This is a genomic window from Phocaeicola sp. GP0067 (assembly GCF_031119655.1).
GTDB lineage: Bacteria > Bacteroidota > Bacteroidia > Bacteroidales > Bacteroidaceae > Phocaeicola > Phocaeicola vulgatus.
Genome location: NZ_JAVHZY010000033.1, coordinates 1 through 20,324, shown reverse-complemented (window position 1 = coordinate 20,324; position 20,324 = coordinate 1). Strand labels below are relative to the sequence as shown.

At 42.1% G+C, this 20,324-nt stretch carries 17 protein-coding genes and 1 pseudogene; 7 read left to right on the top strand and 11 right to left on the bottom strand.

The window, feature by feature from the left end; genetic code table 11:
- Positions 1-108 precede the first annotated feature (108 nt).
- Positions 109-579: an NfeD family protein gene (locus tag RE317_RS18440; protein ID WP_005839403.1), complete on the bottom strand. Its 471-nt coding sequence runs from the start codon at positions 577-579 to the stop codon at positions 109-111.
- Positions 580-592: 13 nt separating this feature from the next.
- On the bottom strand, positions 593-2,002 hold the full coding sequence (locus RE317_RS18435) for a tetratricopeptide repeat protein (protein ID WP_005839400.1): 1,410 nt from the start codon (positions 2,000-2,002) through the stop codon (positions 593-595).
- A gap of 143 nt (positions 2,003-2,145) precedes the next feature.
- Here RE317_RS18435 and RE317_RS18430 point away from each other — a divergent pair, with 143 nt between their 5' ends.
- Positions 2,146-2,901 (top strand): ATP-binding protein, encoded by a 756-nt coding sequence (locus RE317_RS18430; RefSeq protein WP_005839398.1) that lies wholly within the window; start codon positions 2,146-2,148, stop codon positions 2,899-2,901.
- 344 nt (positions 2,902-3,245) lie between these two features.
- A complete protein-coding gene (locus RE317_RS18425; protein ID WP_005851777.1) occupies positions 3,246-3,422 on the top strand; it encodes a hypothetical protein in 177 nt (58 codons plus the stop codon).
- A 172-nt stretch (positions 3,423-3,594) separates the two neighbouring features.
- Here RE317_RS18425 and RE317_RS18420 read toward each other — a convergent pair whose 3' ends face one another.
- Positions 3,595-3,816, bottom strand: a complete 222-nt coding sequence (locus RE317_RS18420) for a hypothetical protein (protein WP_005839393.1) — start codon at positions 3,814-3,816, stop codon at positions 3,595-3,597.
- Positions 3,817-5,401: 1,585 nt separating this feature from the next.
- Here RE317_RS18420 and RE317_RS18415 point away from each other — a divergent pair.
- The 5 genes from RE317_RS18415 to RE317_RS18395 all read left to right on the top strand — a co-directional run bounded on the left by RE317_RS18415 (position 5,402) and on the right by RE317_RS18395 (position 9,581).
- A complete protein-coding gene (locus tag RE317_RS18415) occupies positions 5,402-5,578 on the top strand; it encodes a histone H1 (protein WP_032532785.1) in 177 nt (58 codons plus the stop codon).
- A 377-nt stretch (positions 5,579-5,955) separates the two neighbouring features.
- Positions 5,956-6,177 carry a hypothetical protein gene (locus tag RE317_RS18410; protein ID WP_117830214.1) on the top strand — a complete coding sequence of 74 codons (222 nt, stop codon included), beginning with the start codon at positions 5,956-5,958 and terminating at the stop codon, positions 6,175-6,177.
- 342 nt (positions 6,178-6,519) lie between these two features.
- Positions 6,520-6,954, top strand: a complete 435-nt coding sequence (locus RE317_RS18405; RefSeq protein WP_151849521.1) for a DUF5675 family protein — start codon at positions 6,520-6,522, stop codon at positions 6,952-6,954.
- Positions 6,955-6,957: 3 nt separating this feature from the next.
- On the top strand, positions 6,958-8,547 hold the full coding sequence (locus tag RE317_RS18400) for a phage terminase large subunit (protein ID WP_151849520.1): 1,590 nt from the start codon (positions 6,958-6,960) through the stop codon (positions 8,545-8,547).
- Positions 8,548-8,561: 14 nt separating this feature from the next.
- Positions 8,562-9,581, top strand: coding sequence for a hypothetical protein (locus tag RE317_RS18395; protein ID WP_117830219.1), 1,020 nt, complete (start codon positions 8,562-8,564; stop codon positions 9,579-9,581).
- A gap of 65 nt (positions 9,582-9,646) precedes the next feature.
- Here the strand turns inward: RE317_RS18395 and RE317_RS18390 are convergent, their stop codons facing one another.
- From RE317_RS18390 to RE317_RS18355, 8 genes and pseudogenes are all read right to left on the bottom strand, one after another.
- Positions 9,647-10,783: an OmpA family protein gene (locus RE317_RS18390; RefSeq protein ID WP_303266271.1), complete on the bottom strand. Its 1,137-nt coding sequence runs from the start codon at positions 10,781-10,783 to the stop codon at positions 9,647-9,649.
- 142 nt (positions 10,784-10,925) lie between these two features.
- On the bottom strand, positions 10,926-11,585 hold the full coding sequence (locus RE317_RS18385) for a hypothetical protein (protein ID WP_303266270.1): 660 nt from the start codon (positions 11,583-11,585) through the stop codon (positions 10,926-10,928).
- 35 nt (positions 11,586-11,620) lie between these two features.
- Positions 11,621-12,469: an AraC family transcriptional regulator gene (locus tag RE317_RS18380; RefSeq protein ID WP_303446167.1), complete on the bottom strand. Its 849-nt coding sequence runs from the start codon at positions 12,467-12,469 to the stop codon at positions 11,621-11,623.
- Positions 12,470-12,811: 342 nt separating this feature from the next.
- Positions 12,812-13,340 (bottom strand): annotated as a pseudogene (locus RE317_RS21020) (IS1182 family transposase); the annotation flags it as partial.
- Between the two features lie 42 nt (positions 13,341-13,382).
- Complete coding sequence (locus RE317_RS18370) at positions 13,383-16,967, bottom strand: hypothetical protein (protein WP_303266268.1); 3,585 nt, start codon at positions 16,965-16,967, stop codon at positions 13,383-13,385.
- 57 nt (positions 16,968-17,024) lie between these two features.
- Entirely contained in the window at positions 17,025-18,278 is a 1,254-nt protein-coding gene (locus tag RE317_RS18365; protein ID WP_303266267.1) for a hypothetical protein, read from the bottom strand.
- A gap of 76 nt (positions 18,279-18,354) precedes the next feature.
- The gene (locus RE317_RS18360) at positions 18,355-19,323 is read right to left on the bottom strand and encodes a FimB/Mfa2 family fimbrial subunit (RefSeq protein ID WP_303266266.1); all 969 of its coding nucleotides are present in this window, start codon (positions 19,321-19,323) and stop codon (positions 18,355-18,357) included.
- Between the two features lie 144 nt (positions 19,324-19,467).
- A partial coding sequence (locus RE317_RS18355) for an Mfa1 family fimbria major subunit (RefSeq protein WP_303266265.1) occupies positions 19,468-20,324 on the bottom strand: 857 nt, incomplete at its 5' end.

The window sequence follows — 20,324 nt, the reverse complement described above, 5'->3', positions numbered from 1 at the left end:
ACAGCTCAATATCAAGTTTTTGCTGTTTTCACTATTGTCTAAAATATGCTTGAATGAGAATGTCAATCAAGAAACCTGATAAATTCGTATTTGTAAGTCATTTCTCTATCATTGGTTGAATTTGCGTACAATCACCGTTCCTTCAACCATTCTTTCTACATAAATGGGAGTATTCTCATCAATCAAACCATCGGCAGAGCGCACTTCGATGATGTGTCCGTTAAAGTTTGCATTGCCTATCAGTGCAAGGCGGGTTATTGCTATGCCTTTGTCTCCGATGCGGATATGGGTTCCTTTTAGGGGATCGATTTTATAATCCAGTGTTTTCTTCAAAGAAAGCTTGTCCATGGTTTTTGAGTGCATAAACCAAACGATAATGGCTATGCAACTTAGGACGGATGCTATTAAAGTAATGAATCCTGCTATCGGTCCTAATGTGTCGAAAGCGTAATAGTTGGCATATAGCAGGCAGATGGCTGATGCTATTCCGGCTATACTGATGCCGGGAATAAGGAAAACCTCTACAATAAAGAGAAGTAGTCCTGCCAAGATGAGCGATACGATAATAAATACTTCCATAAATATCTTTGTATTAGTGTTTCAACTTCTTTATTTCTTCGTTGCGGACACTGATATCCAGTTGGGCCATTTCTTTCAGAAGTTGTTCAGTACGTTTTTCCAATTCCAAAATGGCGGGTGTCAGATTCTTCTTTCGTGCACTGTTCCCTTGGGCATATTGTTCGCGCTTGTCATCCAAATTTTTCTTCAGGTTGTCATAATCCTTCTGCTTTTGTATTCTTTGCTGGTAAAGTTTGCGTGCTTCGGCAGAGCGGAAGTCGTTCAATGTGTGGTAAACGGCAGAATCATCTATTATCAAGGTGAAGTCTTTTTGTTGTTCTCCGGATTCTTTGGCATACATTATGGCTGCCAGGCGTTGCTTGCCGGTTCGTACTTTCTCTTCATCTTTCCAAGTAGTACGGATAGAGCGCAGGCTGGCTGCATTTATGATGATCTGTTCGTCTGTACTTTCATAATTGTATACTTCTTTTGAAGAGTTCGGTACAAACACATAGATACAGACTTTGTTATCAGGCTGATAGCGGTCTGAAGCAAACCAGCCGATATTGTTGAATTCATCAATGGCATACATATAGTCATTGGCGGGAGAGTTAAATGGCATTCCTATATTATCGGGACGAAGATAATTGCTATTTTCCGAATCATAGCGAGTTACAAAAATATCGTATCCTCCCAAAGAGCCTTCTCCATCCGATGCATAATACAAGGTAATGCCATCTGACATTAAGAAGGGATAGTTTACATTTCCCTGTTCATTAAGGGACGTGAGGGGTTCGGGCTCGCTCCAGCCGTCCAACAGACGGATACGGGAGTACAGTTGCATCTTGCCGTCTGTGCTTTGGTTTCCGTAGAGTACTTTATTGCCCATTTCGGTCTGATAGACAGTCCCGGATATGGCAGGATCGTGATAGAGTGCCCCCGATTCTCTACTGATTTTATATGCTTTTAGAAAATCATTTTTATCGACTACAAAGCTGTCTATTACAGTAATGTTTTCCACTCCTTTTATCATACGGGCTGCTTGCTTTATTTGTTCCAGCTCTGCTTCAGCCATTTCGGTAGGGCGTTTTTTCTTTTCCAACCATTCTATGTGTTGTTCGTAGTTATCTACGGCATCGTCAAACCGATAGATGTCATAATATAGTTTTCCTAAGTAGCGGTATGCGTCAATGACTTTGCGGGCGGCGCTTTTTTCAAGGTAGGGCTGTGCTTCTTTTTTTTCTCCTGTTTCATAACAACATGCGCCATACCAATAATTATAATTGGCGTTAGAAGGGGCTTGTTTTACCAGCTTTTGGAAAGCAGGTTTGGCTTGTTCAAATTCTCCGTTCAGGAAAAGTTGTTTGGCTTGCGCCAAGCTTTGTGCCGCAGCATTGCCTGCGCAGCATAAAGTAAATAAACCAATGATATATTTTTTGTACATAGTTAGTTTATAATCCGTATTATTTAGATTCAAAAATACAAATATTAATTGGATTTCTCATGCTTTACATAATTCTATTTTGTTAAATCTTCCATAAATCATTCTTTTCATGTACTTTTGTGCCCTATTTTTAAAGAAGATGTATGGCACAATTTACGGAAGACGAGAAAATAATGCGAAGGTTGGAGCAACGCTTTAACAAGGGGGTGGTAAAGTATCGCTTGATTGAGGATGGTGATAAAATTTTGATAGGTCTTTCTGGTGGGAAGGATTCTTTGGCTCTGTTGGAGCTATTGGCAAGGCGTTCACGTATTTTGAAACCGAAATTTACAGTGATAGCTGTGCATGTAGGCATGACAAATATTCCTTATCAATCTGATTTGGAATATCTGAAAGGCTACTCAGAGGATTTAGGGGTGCCGTTTGTGCATTATGAAACTTTTTTTGATCCGAGTACCGACACTCGGAAGTCTCCTTGTTTCCTTTGTTCTTGGAATCGGAGAAAAGCTTTGTTCACGGTGGCAAAGGAGCAGGGGTGCAATAAGATTGCTTTAGGACATCATATGGATGATATCTTGGAAACTTTGTTGATGAATATTACTTTTCAGGGAGCGTTCAGTACAATGCCTCCTAAATTAGTGATGCGTAAATTTGAGATGACAATTATTCGTCCGATGTGCTTGGTACATGAAGCGGATTTAATTGAAATGGCACGTATCCGCGGTTTTCGTAAACAGATCAAAGATTGTCCTTATGAAAGTTTGTCGAATCGTTCAAATATGAAAGAGGTTTTATATTCTCTAGAAAAAATGAATCCTGAAGCACGGTATAGTTTGTGGAAATGCATGACAAATATTCAGGAAGAATTGTTGCCTGGGATGAATGAACACGATTTATAGTGAATATGGTTGTTTTGTTATTAGGGAATATAACGAAACTGCTTATAGTTAGTTGTTTGTACTTGTGTGCAGCTTAACCAACTATCAATATTATTAATGTATTTAGATGAGGAAGAATGTTATAAAGTTATCCTTCCTGTTGTTTGTTGTGCCGGATACAAGGTGATGTACATGTCTGGTTTGTTGGGGAAAGTGTAGAAATATTCTACAATGAAAATGTGGATCTTTTTCTTTGAAAATAGCTTATTCTTAATGTATTTAATTGATAATCAAAGCCTGTCTTGTTTTGGCATAGGCTTTGTTTTCTCTTTGTCATAAGAATAACCATTTAAATATATTAGGATATGAGAAAGTTTTTTGTTGTGTTAGTATGGGTAATGGGATTAGGACTTGCAGCGTTGTTTGCAAAAGATATAGTACGTGGAGTGAAGAATGTGATTGCGATAAATCATTTTACCCCTGTTGAGGTGAATAATGCTCCAACAGGATGGCATCAAGACTTGTGTTGTTATCTTAATTAATTTGCCGTCATAGAGATTTTGTTCATAATTGAAATTGGAAACAACTGTTTTTTATGGCAGCTGTTTCCAATTTATTTGTATTCAGTTGTCCTTATACTCTTTTCGCCAAGTGATTTTTGTACACTAGCCTAGGACAAATGTAAAATAGTAAAGGGGATTGGATGAATAGTTATTAATGAATGTTTTTAATGTCATCCTGTACTATCTGATCCATTTCTTTCATTAGTTTTTTGGGATTCTTTTTAGGGGAGAATCCTTTATCTTTTTCTTCATGCAAAAGATCTGTTTCAGTTATGTTCTCACTCCAGTCTTCGAACATATTTGTTGCCGGTTGTCCTGATAATGTTACATTCTCTTCTGCAATAGGGACATTTCTCTCAATAATTTTTTCCATAATCTAATCTATTTATTGTTTTCTAGATGACAAATACGGGTAGAAATGGTTTAATGATTTAATAAAGTTTGAAGTTTGTGATAAATAGAAAGTTCTTGAACAAGCTAGCAAGACTTTATTTGCGGGCAATGTTTTATTTCTTTTTTTAAATGACTTTGCCTTGTAAAGAGTGCTTCTCTGTCCTTTCAATTGAAAAACAAGTTTTTAAAAAGCGGTTTTTTCGGTCTGTTTGAGGTTCATCTGCAAAATCGTGGGGAAGGACTTTGGTTCTTGAAGGATTGTTTTGTTCTCTGACAGCTTTCAGAAATGTTCTTGACGTATCAGTTTTTCTCTTGAGGAAGTTCGGATGTTTATGCCCTCATGCCCTCACTGTCTGTATAACAGACTAATTATAAACAACTTATATGCATATAGTAAAAATATTTGTTCTCACTTATGCTCTCATGCTCTCATAGCGTTCTAAAATATGTTTTCGTGTAACATGCTTGTCCTCAGTTATATACATATATTGTGGGCTATTTCAGGCTTGATAGGGAGTAGGGTGTTTTCAGGCTTTTTTCTCGCAAGAAGTGTGCATAAGGGGGGGGATTTCCATAGAATGACGGTTTACAAAGTTCCGGTAACGGTAAAAAAGATCAAGACGTTTTTAAAAAAGATAACCGCCTTTTAAAAAAACGCCCTTGTCTTTGATATGGAATTTTATTTTGGACATATAATTATACATACGTCCGCACAAGTCTGTACGTATGTATAACTATATGGGAATATACGTGTACAAACATGTTTTCTGATGCGGGAAAAACATACTTTGGCATTCCCTATATTTTTGCAAGCAATCTTACTTTGGTTTTTGCCTTTTTCATTTTTAGCAGTGACACTTTTTTTGGGGGGGCTAACAAGGATAAAATAAAAAAGGCTATCTATCCCAGGTAGCTTATTTTTGCTCCCTAACTTTCTGAATATCAAATGTAAACTAAAGTCTCTGAGTCGAAAAATCGCATATCAGCCTACATGAATACAATTAATAATCAAATTTTCGCAAAGACGGATGTATATAGTTTACAACTTCTAAAAGGTTAGAAATAAATTATTTTTGAAAATCCCCCTATACAGAGCAAATTTCCTTCCTTGCCACTTCTGCAAAAAACTACATAATCTATTAATATTGAGCATTTCATCTCTATGTAGTAGTTTTATAGTGAAAGTCCAATAGCTGTACTATACTTCATCTGTCTTTGGGTGACAAAATAGAGCAAAACGCCCTATATTTGTCACTCCTTGCAAAGATAGCTATTTTCCATGATTCAGTGCATTTATCTCATGATATTTTTCACATAGGACATCCAACATAGGAAAATCGACCTTCTAAATCCTTATACTCCATTCTTGTTTTCAGGTTATCGAATTTGTATATAAACATCTTGTTAACCGGAACTCGATGTCATGAATCAACCTCCCTTATGCAAACAAATGTGTTCATTTGTTAAATATTCATGCTGTCAAGCAATAATTTCTGTATTCTAAAAAATAACTTTCAATCATCTGCTATCTTTGTTGCTATATTATAATCCAAATAAAAATAACGATGAAAGAACTTTTAGAAAAAATGCAGGACACTTATGAAACGTTTAAAGCAAATGCTACGCTTCAATTGGAAAAACAGAATAAGGCTGCCGGAACTCGTGCTCGTAAGGATTCTTTGATATTGGAAAAACTGGCTAAAGAATTCCGTAAAGCATCTTTGGAAGCAAGTAAAAAGTAGTTCTCTTTCTGAGTAAAGAATAAAGCTGTCATAAGTTATGTTGGTTGCTTACTTTTTTATTTATGAAAGATAAAAATAATTCAGAGTCTCTTTTGTATATATTAAAAGTCTGATAGGCTATATTGCTTATCAGATTTAGTTTTTATTTATATTTTTTTGTAAAAGAAAAAATAATAGAAAGCGTTAGCTTTTGTCATGCACCGGAATCTGGTAAATTTCATTCATCCGCAAGACAAACAGTTTTCGCCTATGTTTGGCGTGGGCTTAACTTGTTTGCGGATAGGTTTACCAGAACCTCGGTGCTACAGTTATGTCCCACGTTTTCTTTTGATATCTAAAAATGCTTGACGGGACTTCAGGCTAAGAATTAAAGTGCTATGAAAAGTACATTACTGAATGAACTTATGAAGATTCCCCAAGATGCCACTTATGTAACAGTGCTAGGTGTGGAAATGCAAGTTATAGATAGAGATGAAGCCGTGCGTTTGTTAAACTTCGATCCGACTGACAGCAACATTCATGAGTGCATATTAAGTAACGGTCATTTCTTGTTTCAAACAGAAAACAGAACCCTCGTTGCTTTATATAAAGTGCTATAAGTATCAGAATAAAACACCAATCCTATTCCTTGTTCTATCTAATAAAAACGTTTAGGCGGAGAAATGCCGGAATATTATGGATAACTAATTGTATTATGACGATATCCTCTGTGATGTTATATACAATTTATCCCATACAACTTTTTAATTAGATTTAAATGTAGAATCCACGAAAAAAACTTTCCCCGTCTATTAAAGAGGTTCTGATACTCTTCATTAGATATGAGTACCTACAACACAACAAAAGCAATAATCACTTTCTAAAATCTTACCTTATAAACATTCTCAATAAACTCTATTCGATAGTTGGAGCTACTCTTTCGATACAAATAGTATCAAAGTATGAAGCTAACACTCAATCGCAAATTCAGAGGTCAGACCTATACAATAGGCGACTTGTCCATCAATGGCAATTTTTTTTGTAACACCATCGAAGACACCGTAAGAAAACTTCCGGCAGCTTGCCCCAATACCCCTAATGGCCGTTCTTGTACTTGTAAGGAAAAGATTTATGCCAGAACTGCCATTCCCGCTGGAACATACAAAATCACTTTTCAGTACAGCCCCAAGTACAAGAAAAAGATGCCGTATCTGCACGATGTGCCCCATTTCCTCGGCATCCTGATTCATTCCGGAAATACCGAAGTTGATTCTGTCGGCTGTATCATCGTGGGGAATAACACGGTTAGAGGGAAAGTGTTGGAATCCCTTGCTACTTTCCAGAATTTATATTCCATACTTGAGTCCGCGGTCGATATAACCATTCAAATCGTATAAGGAATGGCGGTCAACAAGCTCAAACCGCCTAAAAACCTGCATATCGAGTTCAAACCGTCACCACGACAATATGAACTGTGGAAGTTGTTGCAGCCTAATTATTGTCCCCACTGCGGCGGAGAAATAGAGCAAATCCTTGTCGGTTACGATCCGCAAAGGAATCCGCAGTATAAGCCGCAATGTAAGCAATGTAGGTCGCAAAACCTCCCACAGTTGATATTGGGTGGGGGAGCAGCGGGTGGCGGAAAGTCTTTTATCGGTAGCGTATGGTTGGTATCCTCGTGTATCCGATTTGAGAATATTCGTGCGGTCGTCGCCCGTAAGACGCTCAAATCATTGAAGGAATCGACCTGGAATACCATCAAGTCTATACTGAAAGATTGGGGGCTTAAAGAGGATATAAATTACAAGATAAACAATCTCGAAGGCACACTCACATTCTGGAATGATTCTGTTATTATCATGAAAGAGATGGCGGATATCCCCAGCGACCCGAACTTCGAACGTTTTGGTTCGTCCGAATATACCATTGCCATGGTGGACGAGGTATCGGAGATTTCAGAACGGGCTGTCGAGGTGCTGTTTTCCCGTCTCCGTTGGAGAACCCACGAAACGTTTAAGACGCCACGAATGTTGCTCACGACCAATCCGACGATCAATTGGGTGCGCTCCCGTTTTGTACAGGATGAGAATGGTGAAAAAGTTATGTGCCGTGAAGGTGAATCCTATATTCCGTTTTCCGTATTTGATAACCCGAACATTGCTTTTCGCCAGGTTTATGAAGCCGCATTGAACAAAATTCGGGATCAGGCCACCAAGGAACGCCTGCTTTATGGTAACTGGGACTTTGTGGAAGCCAACGATATGGCCATTTATTGCAGTTTTGATGGTTCCAGACATCTTGTTACCGGACTGAAAGAAAAGGTATATGATCCTACCAAGCCGCTTGTTACGGTCTGGGATTTCAATGTCGCCCCCCAAATGTCCGTACTTTCCGCACAGATAGACTACGACAACAAAAAGGTATATATACTCGAGGAAATACTTGGTAAGCCGGAGACAAAAGAGAATAATACGCCTGCGCTGGCACGAAAAGTACGTTTGAAACTTTACCGTGACAAACATATCGGCGGAGTGGATGTAACGGGAGATCCGTCCGGATTGCAGCGCTCTACCACCAATGAGGACGGAATTAACAACTACACCATAATTGCGGACATTTTTGGAAAAGGAGTTCTACGCGCCAAGGTGAAACTGTTACGAAAACAGCCTCCGCAGGCGACACGCTGTGAGTTTGTAAACGAGATATTTGATGGTTACAATGGCTGGGAAATACAGATAGACATCAAATGCCGGAGACTTACACAGGATTTGATTTACCAGCTCCGCAATGAGGACGGCTCAAAGAATAAGCAGAAGACTACCGATCCGAAAACCGGTGTAAAGTGCGAGCGTTATGGCCATTTGTCCGACTGCCTTGACTATCTGCTGTGTTTTTATCTGCGTGATAGTTGGTACAAGTTTAAGAGTGGTGGGGACGGAAACGGATATGTAGTCTCCACTTCAGTAATTCAGGAAGGATTTTCATATTAACAACAAAATAAAAAATGTACAGACGGTTTCTTAATAATAACGATTATCTGGGTGTCATCACTCGGGAAGCCCTTACGCAGCTTACACGAGGCAATGACGAGCGGTTTATTCAGGCTGAAGAATCAGCAGAGATAAGTATTGTGGAATATCTCTCGGAGAATTACGAAGTGGAGAAAGAACTTGCCAAAGGAAAATATATCGCCGAATATGACCGGCGCATTACCTATCCTGTGGGGGTGCATATCTATTTTGAAGGACAAATTCATGAAGTGACACGCTCCATCAGCGGTTACCGTAAACCATCAACGGCCATTTATTGGGAAGAGTGTTCCGATGCCAATATCAGTGTGACACAGGTGGTAAATTACTCCCAGTTCGGTACTTACTATCCGGGTGATAAGATAAGTCATAATGGCGTTTTCTATACCTGTCTTTTGGAGAATGGTTACAAGTTCAACGACATACGCATCCCGTTAGTCAATGGCTGGAAGGAAGTAGAAACACCATCATGGCAGCCCATGAAATATCCATTATGGAGCGTGGTCGAATATAGCGGAGAGTTTTACACGTTGACGACACTTGACAGCTTTGACAGCAACCTCGATCCAATGGTTTCCGACAATTGGGGTGCCGTCGCAGATTATGATCCGGCATACAACACATATGAACTTTCGGATCACGAGTACGTAGTCTACAAAGGACGGGTGTTCAGTCCAGAAACAGACGTAAACGCAGATATTCCACAAGCAGGACAACATCTTGTGTTACATGACCCACGTAATCCTAACCTCAAGAGGCACATGGTAAGACTGGCTGTTTATGAACTTACAAAACTCATAGCTCCCAATAATGTAAGTGTTGTACGGATACGGGATTATGAGGACAGCATGAAATGGCTTAACGATGCGGCCCGCTTGCGGCTCAACCCACAAATTCCCCGTAAGCTTGATGAAACCAAAAAACCAGTTACCGATTGGCAACTGGCTACATTTCAGACTGACTATAATCCGCATCGCAATCCATGGTTTATATGAAATCTTTAACATTCATGCATCTTGCAGATTATGCTGTGGTTTGTGTGGAACCATAGTCCCGGATATTATTTATTTTCCTGCAAGGTACAGATACTGACCCTGTTCCAATCAGGTTCAGAGAACATATCCCCTATACCTTGTCCTTCCGCAGTAATGCGTGAGGCGGCTATCCGGTATTTCTTTGTAAGAATGGATTTGACTGACTCCGCACGGGCACGGGCTATTCTTTCGTTCACCTCGATACTTCCTTCCGGTGAAGAGTATCCTTTGATCACAACCTTGGATTCAGGATGCCTGTTCATATAGGAGGCAATACGTTCCACATTGGGGAGTTGTGAGACGTCAACCTTGGAACTACCCTGGCGGAAAGTCACAATAGACTCCAGTGTCTTGGCTTTTTCAATAACAGTTTCAATGACCGGTTTCTTGTTCTGACATTCAGACAGCTGCTTCTGGAGCATGTCCGCCCGGCCAATTGCTTCCTCTGTCTGTTTCCGGCTGTCCAAAAGTTGGTCGCGCAGACTGTTTACACTTGCATTCAGGTTATCCACCTCTGTCTGGTCATATTCCTTTACGCGAGTGGCATGGTGTCTGCCGTAACTTCCCTTTATATAATAAGTAATCCCTGCGAGCAGTTCAACACGTGCATTATTGGCATTGAAACGGCTCTTGTGCCGGTTAAAGTCACCTTCCATATCATATACCAATGATGGCTTCAGACTGATTGCCCACGCTTTTTCCTCCCCTATATTAAAGTTGAAGTCCATTCCCAGCCGTGTACCCCAGGAATTATCATCCCCCGTACCGTTGACGTAGCCATGAAGCCAGCCTACTCCAATTACGGCTTCCATTTCAAATGTCCGGGGTGTTCCAGGATAACCAGCGAAAAGGTTCATCATATTGAACTTGCTTAAAAGCTCAACATTCGAAGCGTCAAAAGCCGTTTTACTGCTGCTTGTGTTGATATGCCCCATGACTGAAGTCCCCAGACTCAGAACCGGTGTTATCCGTTTTGATAATTCAATACCCACGGCAGGGCGGGAGTTCTTCCAAAAAGCGCTGTGTGTCATCGGAGTGGTCACTCCACCATTAATTCCGACAGACCAGTTGTCCGTAAACTTTGTCCCTTTCAACAACGTCTGTCCGCTTACAGTCAGGGCAGATGCTCCAAGCATACATAAAATCAAGATGTTTTTTCTCATCAATTCCAGTTTTTAATTAAACATAGGGGAATTATCCCATATTATCAGTATATCTATTCGTTTTAAAAATAAAGACAAGATATCAATCATATCCACAGTCATTGTCAATATCTGAATGCAGTTTCTGCATTCTTTTTGTGTGTTACACAAAAAGGTAGCGGAACAGGATGCAAGTTTCCTTATCTTCCAGAATTTTCCTCTCTTTTAAATTCTTGTACAACTGCTCAACAGATTTCATTCCCATACCGGGTATTCGGCACAGCGCATCAAATCCGTTATATTTTATAAAGCGTAAAAGATCCTCAAGCTGATAGATATTGTATTTTCTAAGCGCACGTAACACCCTGAAATTTATATCCAAATTTCCTAAAGGTGTAACTAACAAGTCTACACATTCCGACGGAATATCCTGTTCCCTTACGACTATCACTACATTCTTGAAATTCTGTCCGCCACACTCTTGGGAATGTGTCAGGAGTGCCGCATAATTCCGGCATCTGATATATACACGGTCCAACTCTTGTTTCCATTCAGAATAAGATTTCCATTCCAAACGGACCTGCCTGCTCGCTTTTTTATACATATATGCCAGTTTCTTGGGGGCAACACCTGTTTTCTTGGAAACAGTCAGTATATCTATCCCGGTAGAAAGAGAGTAAAAAACATCCCGTATCTGGGTGTCCTTTATCACTTCTGCCATGTCCTTGACAACCTCTCTGTAGACTGGTATACAGATCTTCGGCAGTTCCACACAGGAAAGACCTGCCTGCTCACAGACCAGACCAGCATTTGAATATTTCATAGTTCCTCCGCTAAAATGCAATTATAAAAATCCGTTTATTTTTTATTTCTTTCTCTCAACAGGGTGGGGGACATCCCGTACATTCTGCGGCAATATGCCGTAAAATGGGAAGGTGAACTGAAACCTAACCTGCCGGATATTTCCTGAAAGGATAGTTCCGGATCACAAATCATTTCCAACATTTGTTCCGCCCTTTTTTTCTGCATCCATTTATAAGGACTTTCCCCGAAACAGGAGTGGAACTTCCGGCTGAAGGAGCGTTCGGAAACATAGTATAAATCAGCGAATTCCTTGACAGAGTTCACTTTCTTATAGTTTTCCATGACAAATTTCTCAAAACGTTGTCTGATGCCGGTCGATGCGGAAAAGAACGCTGTCAGTTCTTTCTTTGTATAAAAGCCCTTCAACACCAAAAGCAGTTCCTGCTGCTTCAACAAATGCATATGCTTACAAAGCAGCCTTGCTTCCAGATACTTTCTGACAGAATCCAGCACTTCAGCAAGAGGCTTCCTGACGGGAAGAATAAAATCATCAGCCATTCGCTCCTCCTCTCTGACAGACAACGAACCCAAAAACAATTTGTCACATACACTTACATTCCTGTCCCAAAATAAAAGCATACATTTCGAACCGGTTATAGACTTCATCCGGGTTCCTATATTTTGTGGAATGAATGCCATCTGGTTCTGTAAAATTCGTAAACCTTTATATTTACCCAGATCAAAAATCACATCACCTTCAATCATAAAAAGAGTGCACGATGACTTGCTGTTATCAATCCGGTATACCTCATTCTTCTCCAGTTGCTGGCAAGTAAATCCTACATCCGAATTCATCTGGTAATTCAGACAGGATAAATGTTCATTCAGATATAGTAATTTCATGTTTCTTATTTTTTATTACAACAAAAATCAAGATAAAGCTGTTTTTGTAAAAACAGACAATTTCTCAACTAAAACAGACAAGTTAAATACACAGAACATATACTGGTCAATCAATCGGGCTTTGATAGGTCATTGGACATAAAGAGTTTTGGAGGTAATAAGACCATGTATTTTTATGACTGACTACCATTCCGATGGTATATCGGTTCCTAAAACAGCATTCATAAGATATGTCTCTGAGTTACCAAATGCTCGTGTAAAAGTGATATGAAACAAAGTTCTCACAATATTTATTTCGTGAATATATGACTATAAACAGACACCAGAATATGACACGCTACAGAAGGATTGCAGGAAAGGTATCATGGTCAGTGTATCTGTAGGGTTTGGAAAGAGTGCAAAATCGGTAATGAACTGGTTTTCGGTGCCGATCTGAAGGTTGTAGCTGGGTTTCGTCTGACCGTTACGCATGGCATTCCTCTTCATTTTCATAAAAGTAGCGTCCTTGTCTGTCTTGGAATAGAAGTTCCTGCCTTGTAGAGTGTCCAGGATGATTGTCGTATTCCTGTAGCTTGTCTCTTTGTTCTTCCAGCTCCTTCAGCTATTTGCGTTTTTTTCAGCGCAACTTTCTCCTCTTGGGTGGAAGGTTCGGGAACTCTTTCAAGTGCATGACGTAACTCTCCCGCCATTTCGGTCAGCATAGCCGGAGTGAATTCAACTGCCTCATAGCTTTCCGATGATTTCTCTCGGGCGATGACATCATTTTTCTATCCTAGAGGACATGTAGCTTCCTCATCAGGTGTTCACGATTCCGCTCAACTGTTTTTCGCCAGACGAAAGTGTACTTGTTGGCTTTGGATTCAATCTTTGTGCATAAAAAAAGGAGGTGTGCAATTTGACACACCTCCATGACTTATTCCGGCAAATACTTTTTGTAGTCATCCTGCACATCCGGATCAATGACCGGACGTACGGAATAGGTCATGCAACGCCTGTAAGTAGCGTTCGTATTGGAAGCGGATGTCCAACCCGCGGCAGATCCAACGGAATTGAGCAAATAATGGCCCGCATGAGTATTGCTCTTGGCCTGTGCCACGGCGAAAATAACTTCATCCCCTCCCGTTTTGTTGTTCAAGAAGGTACCGTCATAAATACTTCCAGGCAGAGGTGTCTGTATTCCAGAATAACTTGCATAATAATATGCAAACCTCAAAGTCACGGCCTCTTTCTGCGACATAATCCGGAATCCGTAAGGAGAAGGGTCAAATACGGTTTTCCCGCCTACATCCTCCGGATTCCCTGTCTGGGAAGGCCGGTTCCATGGATACAGGAATACCCAGCGGTCTTTGAAATAACTAACCAGCCCATGCGGGAAACATTCATACAGCCAGAAACTTTGATGAGAGACGATAGCGTTTGGATGTTCGATGCTCTGTTTCATCGTAAGAGCAGCCCCTCTCGCTTGCTGAGCATCTGTTTTTCCATAATCCACATCATTTCCTCTCTGTTCCCAAAGGAAATCAAATAGCTTGCCACTGCCGTCATAAAAGTTTTTATTGACACGAACATCATGTGCCGGGAACGGGTCTTTCCTGCCCCATTGATATTGCATACCAAATTCCCTATATGCATCTGCACTATACTGTGATTGGACCCTTTCGTATGCTCCCAACAGATGCGACATCAATTGAACCGTTTTCGGACCATCACCTCCCTGACTCGCAACATCCAAGACTGTCGGATACTTGTCAACAATCCAGATATGCCAGGACCAGAGTGTCGGATTCCCCTTGATCTTTCCAGATTTAATTTCTATCAACACATTTCCCGGAGTCTGCCCTGGCTTGACATAAATATATGATCCCGGACCGGAACCTCCCTGTTCGGACAATTCACTGAGTCCCGCTTTTTCTATATCATTATGCCCACCAGCCTCTTTAATATCCGTCCACACGATATTGACTCTCCAATCATCATCTGCATCCAACTTATTCAACATGAAATCCTCTTTGCTACCGGGAAGTCCCTGCTTATCACTTAAAACAGCGTCATGATCCAGAAGCTTTTTGTAATACTCATAGGCAGTATTTACCCGGGAAACAGGAATAAAGATCCCTTGCTTTGCTCCCGCTTTAAGCATATATGTATTCGCTTCAGGCTGCACAATTCCGGAAACCAGCTCCAACTCAAATTCTCTTTCCGGAAAAAGACCATCAGGGGAATAAATCTTGAATTTCGCCTTACCGGAGTAAAGACGTGAGGTTGTGATATCGTCAACAGCCGTGAAAGAAACTGGTTTCCCGGAAAGGGAAGGATCCTTCTCATAGAAAGGAGCGAACATCTCTATCACATCACCTGCTCCGTTGTCGGACAAAGCGGAAACCAACTCAATTTTGTATTCGCTGTTGGCTTTGACATAATATTGCTTCTGTTTGCCATCCATCAGATAGATACTGTTATTGGATACCAGCAATGACTGATGCAGGAATTTGTCAAAAAAGGGGATAGCATTATATTCTTTCTGCAAGAGGCTGAGTTTCCCCGACGCACTTCTACCGGTTTCCACGTGTGTGACGGTGAAAGTATAAGTGGTATTGAAATTATCGAAATACTCCGTATTTCCTGTAATGTCGGGAGCCGTCACCGTGTACTTCCATATTCCCCCGGCAAGTTGACCCGTTTTCTTTATCTTGAACGGATTGGCGGCTTCGGCATGGAAAACGGGCTCCAAATCATGCGGTTCTGTCTTTACATAGAAAGTAACCCTGGCACCTGCCTCTTCCGCTGTAAGCGTCCGCCCGTCTTTCGTTATCACCTTATCCGCCTGCCCATAGCTCTCGCCATACTGATTGACCTCAATAAACTCCAGCGGCCGGCTGCAGGCCTCGTCCGCAAAAATCTGTAAGGTGACATTGATATCCTTAGACTGCTCAAAGCCAAGAAACCATTTCATACGCCCCGCCTTCACATAAGCGGCTTTCAACGTATTCTGAGCATCTTCCGGCTTTTCCGGCCACCTTCGGGATGCATCCACATGCTCTGTGACCGTAAAGGTCACGGTTTTCTCATCCGTCGGTGCGGTCTTATCCGGATCCGAAGGTTTTATAGAATAACTGATCCATGCAGGCAGTCCCTCTACCGTAAATCCTTCCGGCCAGGAAGTCTGCACTTTCGCCGTCAGGCTGCCTCCCTCCCTATAAAAAGTGAAATGGTCGGCACTGACCCCCAGCATATATTGCCCGTCATACAATACATCAGACATAATGGACTCGTTCCATACCACAACATTATACATGATGTTAGCAGCCGGCCCTTTCCTAGCATCCTCTTCCGTATCGAATCCCGGACCACCTACAGCCTTGATATTTACCAGATAACGGTGGTTACGCAGCAAGGGAAGGTACTCGTATGTCGCATCAGCCTCGGCTCCGGTACGTTTCAGGTAGTCTATCCGGAAGAAAGTTTCCTTGTCAGGACGGCTCTTATCTGCACCGGTCAGTCCGACAACGATATAAGGACGTTTCAAGTAATTTTCCGTATTATTCTCAGGAAGAGTTTCTCCGTTGGCTCCTTGCGTGGCAGCCGTCGGCACATTGACCGCCTCCGGAACATATACCTCACGTAACAAGATTTTCTCATCCACTATGGAAGATGTTCTATCAATCTTTCCTGTCACAGCCGGAGCAGGATCAGGAATAGAAGGCTGTTTCGCCTTTCTATTGGCCTCATCCCAGTAAATCCTGTTCTCGAACGGAGAGACCCGTCCCGTCGTATTGGTATTATAAAAAAATACTTTAGTCAGCGTTATCCCTTCAATCCCCCCGGCTTTCTCGTCGAATGTAGAAGCCCCTTCCGACATGTTGCTCAAGTTAAGCCCCACGTCCACACGTGCTACGGCACGGACCAGATAGACAGTTCCAAGTTTGGGAACAGCACCGGCACTGTGATCCACCCTGACCGGGTCCGAGGCACCCCACATCGGCAACTCCCCGTCTTTCCATACCCCCTTGTCCGGCATGGAGAAAGTGAAAAGTTGCATGACTTCCTCCCGTGTCTTTCCAGCCAGCCCGTCTGCGTCTGTATTAGCTGACCGGGTGACATTGGCCAGCATCACGAATGTACTGGTATCGCCTGAAGGAGTATTTTTCGCCAACAAGGTCATGGTACCCTTGTCTTTCTTGTCAGCCGGATCACCGGAAGGAATATAGGAGGTCACTTTGGCCTCATATGAAAACTTGTTGTCCTTGTCAAACACAAGTACCCTAATCCTCTCCGCTGCCGTGGAATTCTCCCCCTCCGGTGTAAGGGACCGTGTCAGGGGATTTCGAAGACCAAGTCCTTCGACAGACATGCTGACAGACGTCCAGCCGTCCCTGACAGGCATTTCTGTCCCGCCGTTTCCATACTCATCGAAGGGATCACTGCACCCTTGCACGAGAGGGATTCCCATAGATATCGCCAGAAAAGCGACTATCAAAGTGTAATGTTTGATTCTCATATGTATCTATTCTTTAAACTGTTTTTCTTCGTGATGGCATGACTGACCATACCTTAGTTACCAGGGGATAGCCACCTCCGTATCCTCCCATTCGTCCACAACTATGTCATATTCCATATTTCCGGGTCCTTTCAGTGTGGCGAAGACACGGTAAACCGTATTACGCCGGATGTTGTAATAACCCTTATCATTCTCGGAAAGATCCGGATTATAGAGTTCGATCCTATACGGCTTATCGGGGGTTCCCATCCGATAATCGACGGATAAGACCAAGGCCAGCGCCCCCTCTTTCCCTTTCCCGTAGACTCCCGGAGCCACATAGATGTAGCTAGGTGTCTTACCCATATATGGAAGCAGTCTTTCTTTGCATTTGGTCACAAAAGCGGATTCTCCGGCCCCCTCGTTGGCACCGTCATGGAAACTGGCTCTTTCCGGCAATAATAGGGGAGTCCCCGCATAATCTACTCCTCTCATATCCGGATTACCACTTCCAGTGGCGGTGTATTCCCCAGAAGAAGGCAGTACAGAATAACCGCTAGCTTCATTGTTCAGGGTGAGTTTTGTCACTTTGGAAAGAGGTAACAAAGGAGACAGATAATTCCCCCTGTCATCAACTGTTGTAAGTATGAACTCAATACGGGCATGCATACGTTCCAGAAGTATGCAGGGAGAAAGGGTAATCCTATTATTACTAACTACATTATCCGGAACATGGAAGTTACACTGCCCAGTCATGGGAAGATACTTCCGGTTTTCTCCTTTCAGATCGTCAGATGTGAAAATTTCGGTCTTTTCCATTAATTGCTTCGGATCAGGAATTGTATGTCCATTCCTGATTTTTTCCAATCCGGATTCACAATTAACCAACAAAACAAAATTATAATCGCCTCCCATCAACTCCAGGTCCAAGGCTATATTGGATTCGCCTGCATTCACTCTACCCATCTCTCTCATCTCAAAATGCTCAATGCCGGTTATACCCGCCAACGGGTTGGTTGTTCCTTGGGAATAATAGAAAATAACTTTTTCCGGAGAGCTCTCCATATTCTTAAAAGCGAAGAGAAGAACATGTTTAACAGTTTTCTCATATTCCTCTGCACCGATATAGTTCTCTTTCCACTCTCCGGATGAACGTACAGACGCCTTTGTCATCTGAGAAATACCAGTTCCTCCATTCATTTCCGCCACAATCCGGATGGGAATACCCGAAACTGACTTTTCTAACTCTTCCGTATCAGACGAACATCCGGTCAATTGTACAATTGATACACAGGCCACCATCAACAGCTTTATCACAATTCCGTATTTCATTATCTATCATTTTTATAATAATACCAATTCCTTTCTAATATTACACGAATCATTAGTTTTAAAATCTGTCTGATTATCAGTTCTCCAATTCTATGGGGCGGGAAACGACATTCCAATCCAGAACGGTTGCTTGTATCAACATCCATGTTTCCTTTTCGTTCTTGAGTTTCAGGGTTATGGGAAAGTCATGGTCACATTCCAGACTATACGGCGGTTCACCCGCATCTCCCCGGAACATGAGGATGTCATCAACCAGATTAGCGGTATAAAGAATCTCCCCGGTTGTCTTGTCAATCAGAGATACGAATGCATTTCTTCCCTCTTCCAGTTTCATCAGCGTGAAATCCGCTTTCAATGCCCCTTCAGCGTCACGTACGGCTTCGGTCTCGTATTCAAAACGTTCGCAAAGGGCGATCCGGCCGTTGAAATCATACACACCGTTGTCATCTTCTATCCTGATGACAAATTCCCCGTCTATGGGGAAAGGGGAACCTATGGAGCTGATTGTGAAGTGTACCCGGTATGTCAATTCCTGCATATTGAAAGCCACCCGTTCATACACGCTTCCCATATCTTTCCGGTTCTCCAGTGATATGGAGGCGAGACCGACATACAGAGGCCCGGGGGCTGAGGAAATCCGTCCGTTTTTCAACCGCAGTGACACCTGCATTTCCTGTCTGGTAGTAACGCCTTCTCGAAAATCTGAAAAATCATAGGCCTCCAGGTCACTGCCACCCCATGCGACAAACGTGAGTTTCCCCGTATGCCGCAATGTGGCGGACAAAGAATAATCTGCCGAAAGGACTGCCTTCTTGTCAGAAAATTCGCCCACCAGCAGATCATCATCATCAAAGATAAATACCCGGACTTCTCTGATATCTGACGGATAGCCAGGAAATTGTTCGCAAGGGGTCTGTCTATAGAACTGGAAATAAACACCTTGCGGACAACTACCCAAGTCATCAAATACCGCAGAATTACATCCTATAAGACAGTAAACCAGCAACATGATAAATGCGATGTAATGTACACTTCTGATTCTCATTTGATATAGTTTATGTTGGGGTTATTTAGCAGTTTGAAACCAAACTGTTTGTTGATTGGAGAAAGAAGAGGAAAAATTCCTCTTCCCTCTCTACAGCTATGTAAGAAATTGTAGGCTGAATTTATCAGCAATCTAATACTAAAATTACTCCAGAACGACATCACGTGAAACGAGGTTCCACTGGAGTACCTTGGCCTCGACACGCATATAGGTCTCTTCTTTCTCGATATCCGGATTTTCTGGATTTGTCGGTTCAGTAGGATCTGTCGGTTTCGGAAGATATGGATCTTTGGGATCGGAAGGATCCCATGGCATGCCCAATCCTTGGAAAGCCTTGATTGTCAACAGATAGGTGTTGTTACGGCGCGTGTCAGCGTTCACAATCGATTTTCCATCAGCTGTAACAGTCTGACGGTTCCACAACGCACGGTATGCACATTTTCCGTTCATGTAAGTATAAGCTCCTTGATCCGGATTTAACTGGCTTTTCTTTGCGGCTTCCTTGCTAGCATAGATAAGACCGTCTTTTTCCCCCCGGAAAAATGTTGTCCCTTTTTGAAAATTAGTCTCTTTGACCAATTTTCCGTCTTCAAGTTTCCATACTTCATTCGGAGTATAAGTGGTATAGACCTTGGCATAGGGCAGACGGTAGTAACCGAAATTCTTGTTTTTAGCAGTGAATGCATCCTTTTTTACGGAATTTTCCAGAAAATAAATGCCTGCTCCTGTTTTAGCTTCAGAGGCGCTTGCTGCAGCATTTTTAGCAGCATACATACCAAGATCATCCTGCTGTGGATTGTCTTTTGACAGAAGATTCCCCAAACGGATTAAATTTTCTTTAGCTGAACCTTCCGGTTCTTTGGCCGTCTCAAAATCGGTATATCCATCAATGGCTGATGCAAAGCCCTCGTAAAGGCCGTCGGCATCTCCAATTGTACGCTTTCCCGCATGGTTACGGAAAAGATATGTCTTTGCGGCACCGTTGATGGCAGTATACGTGA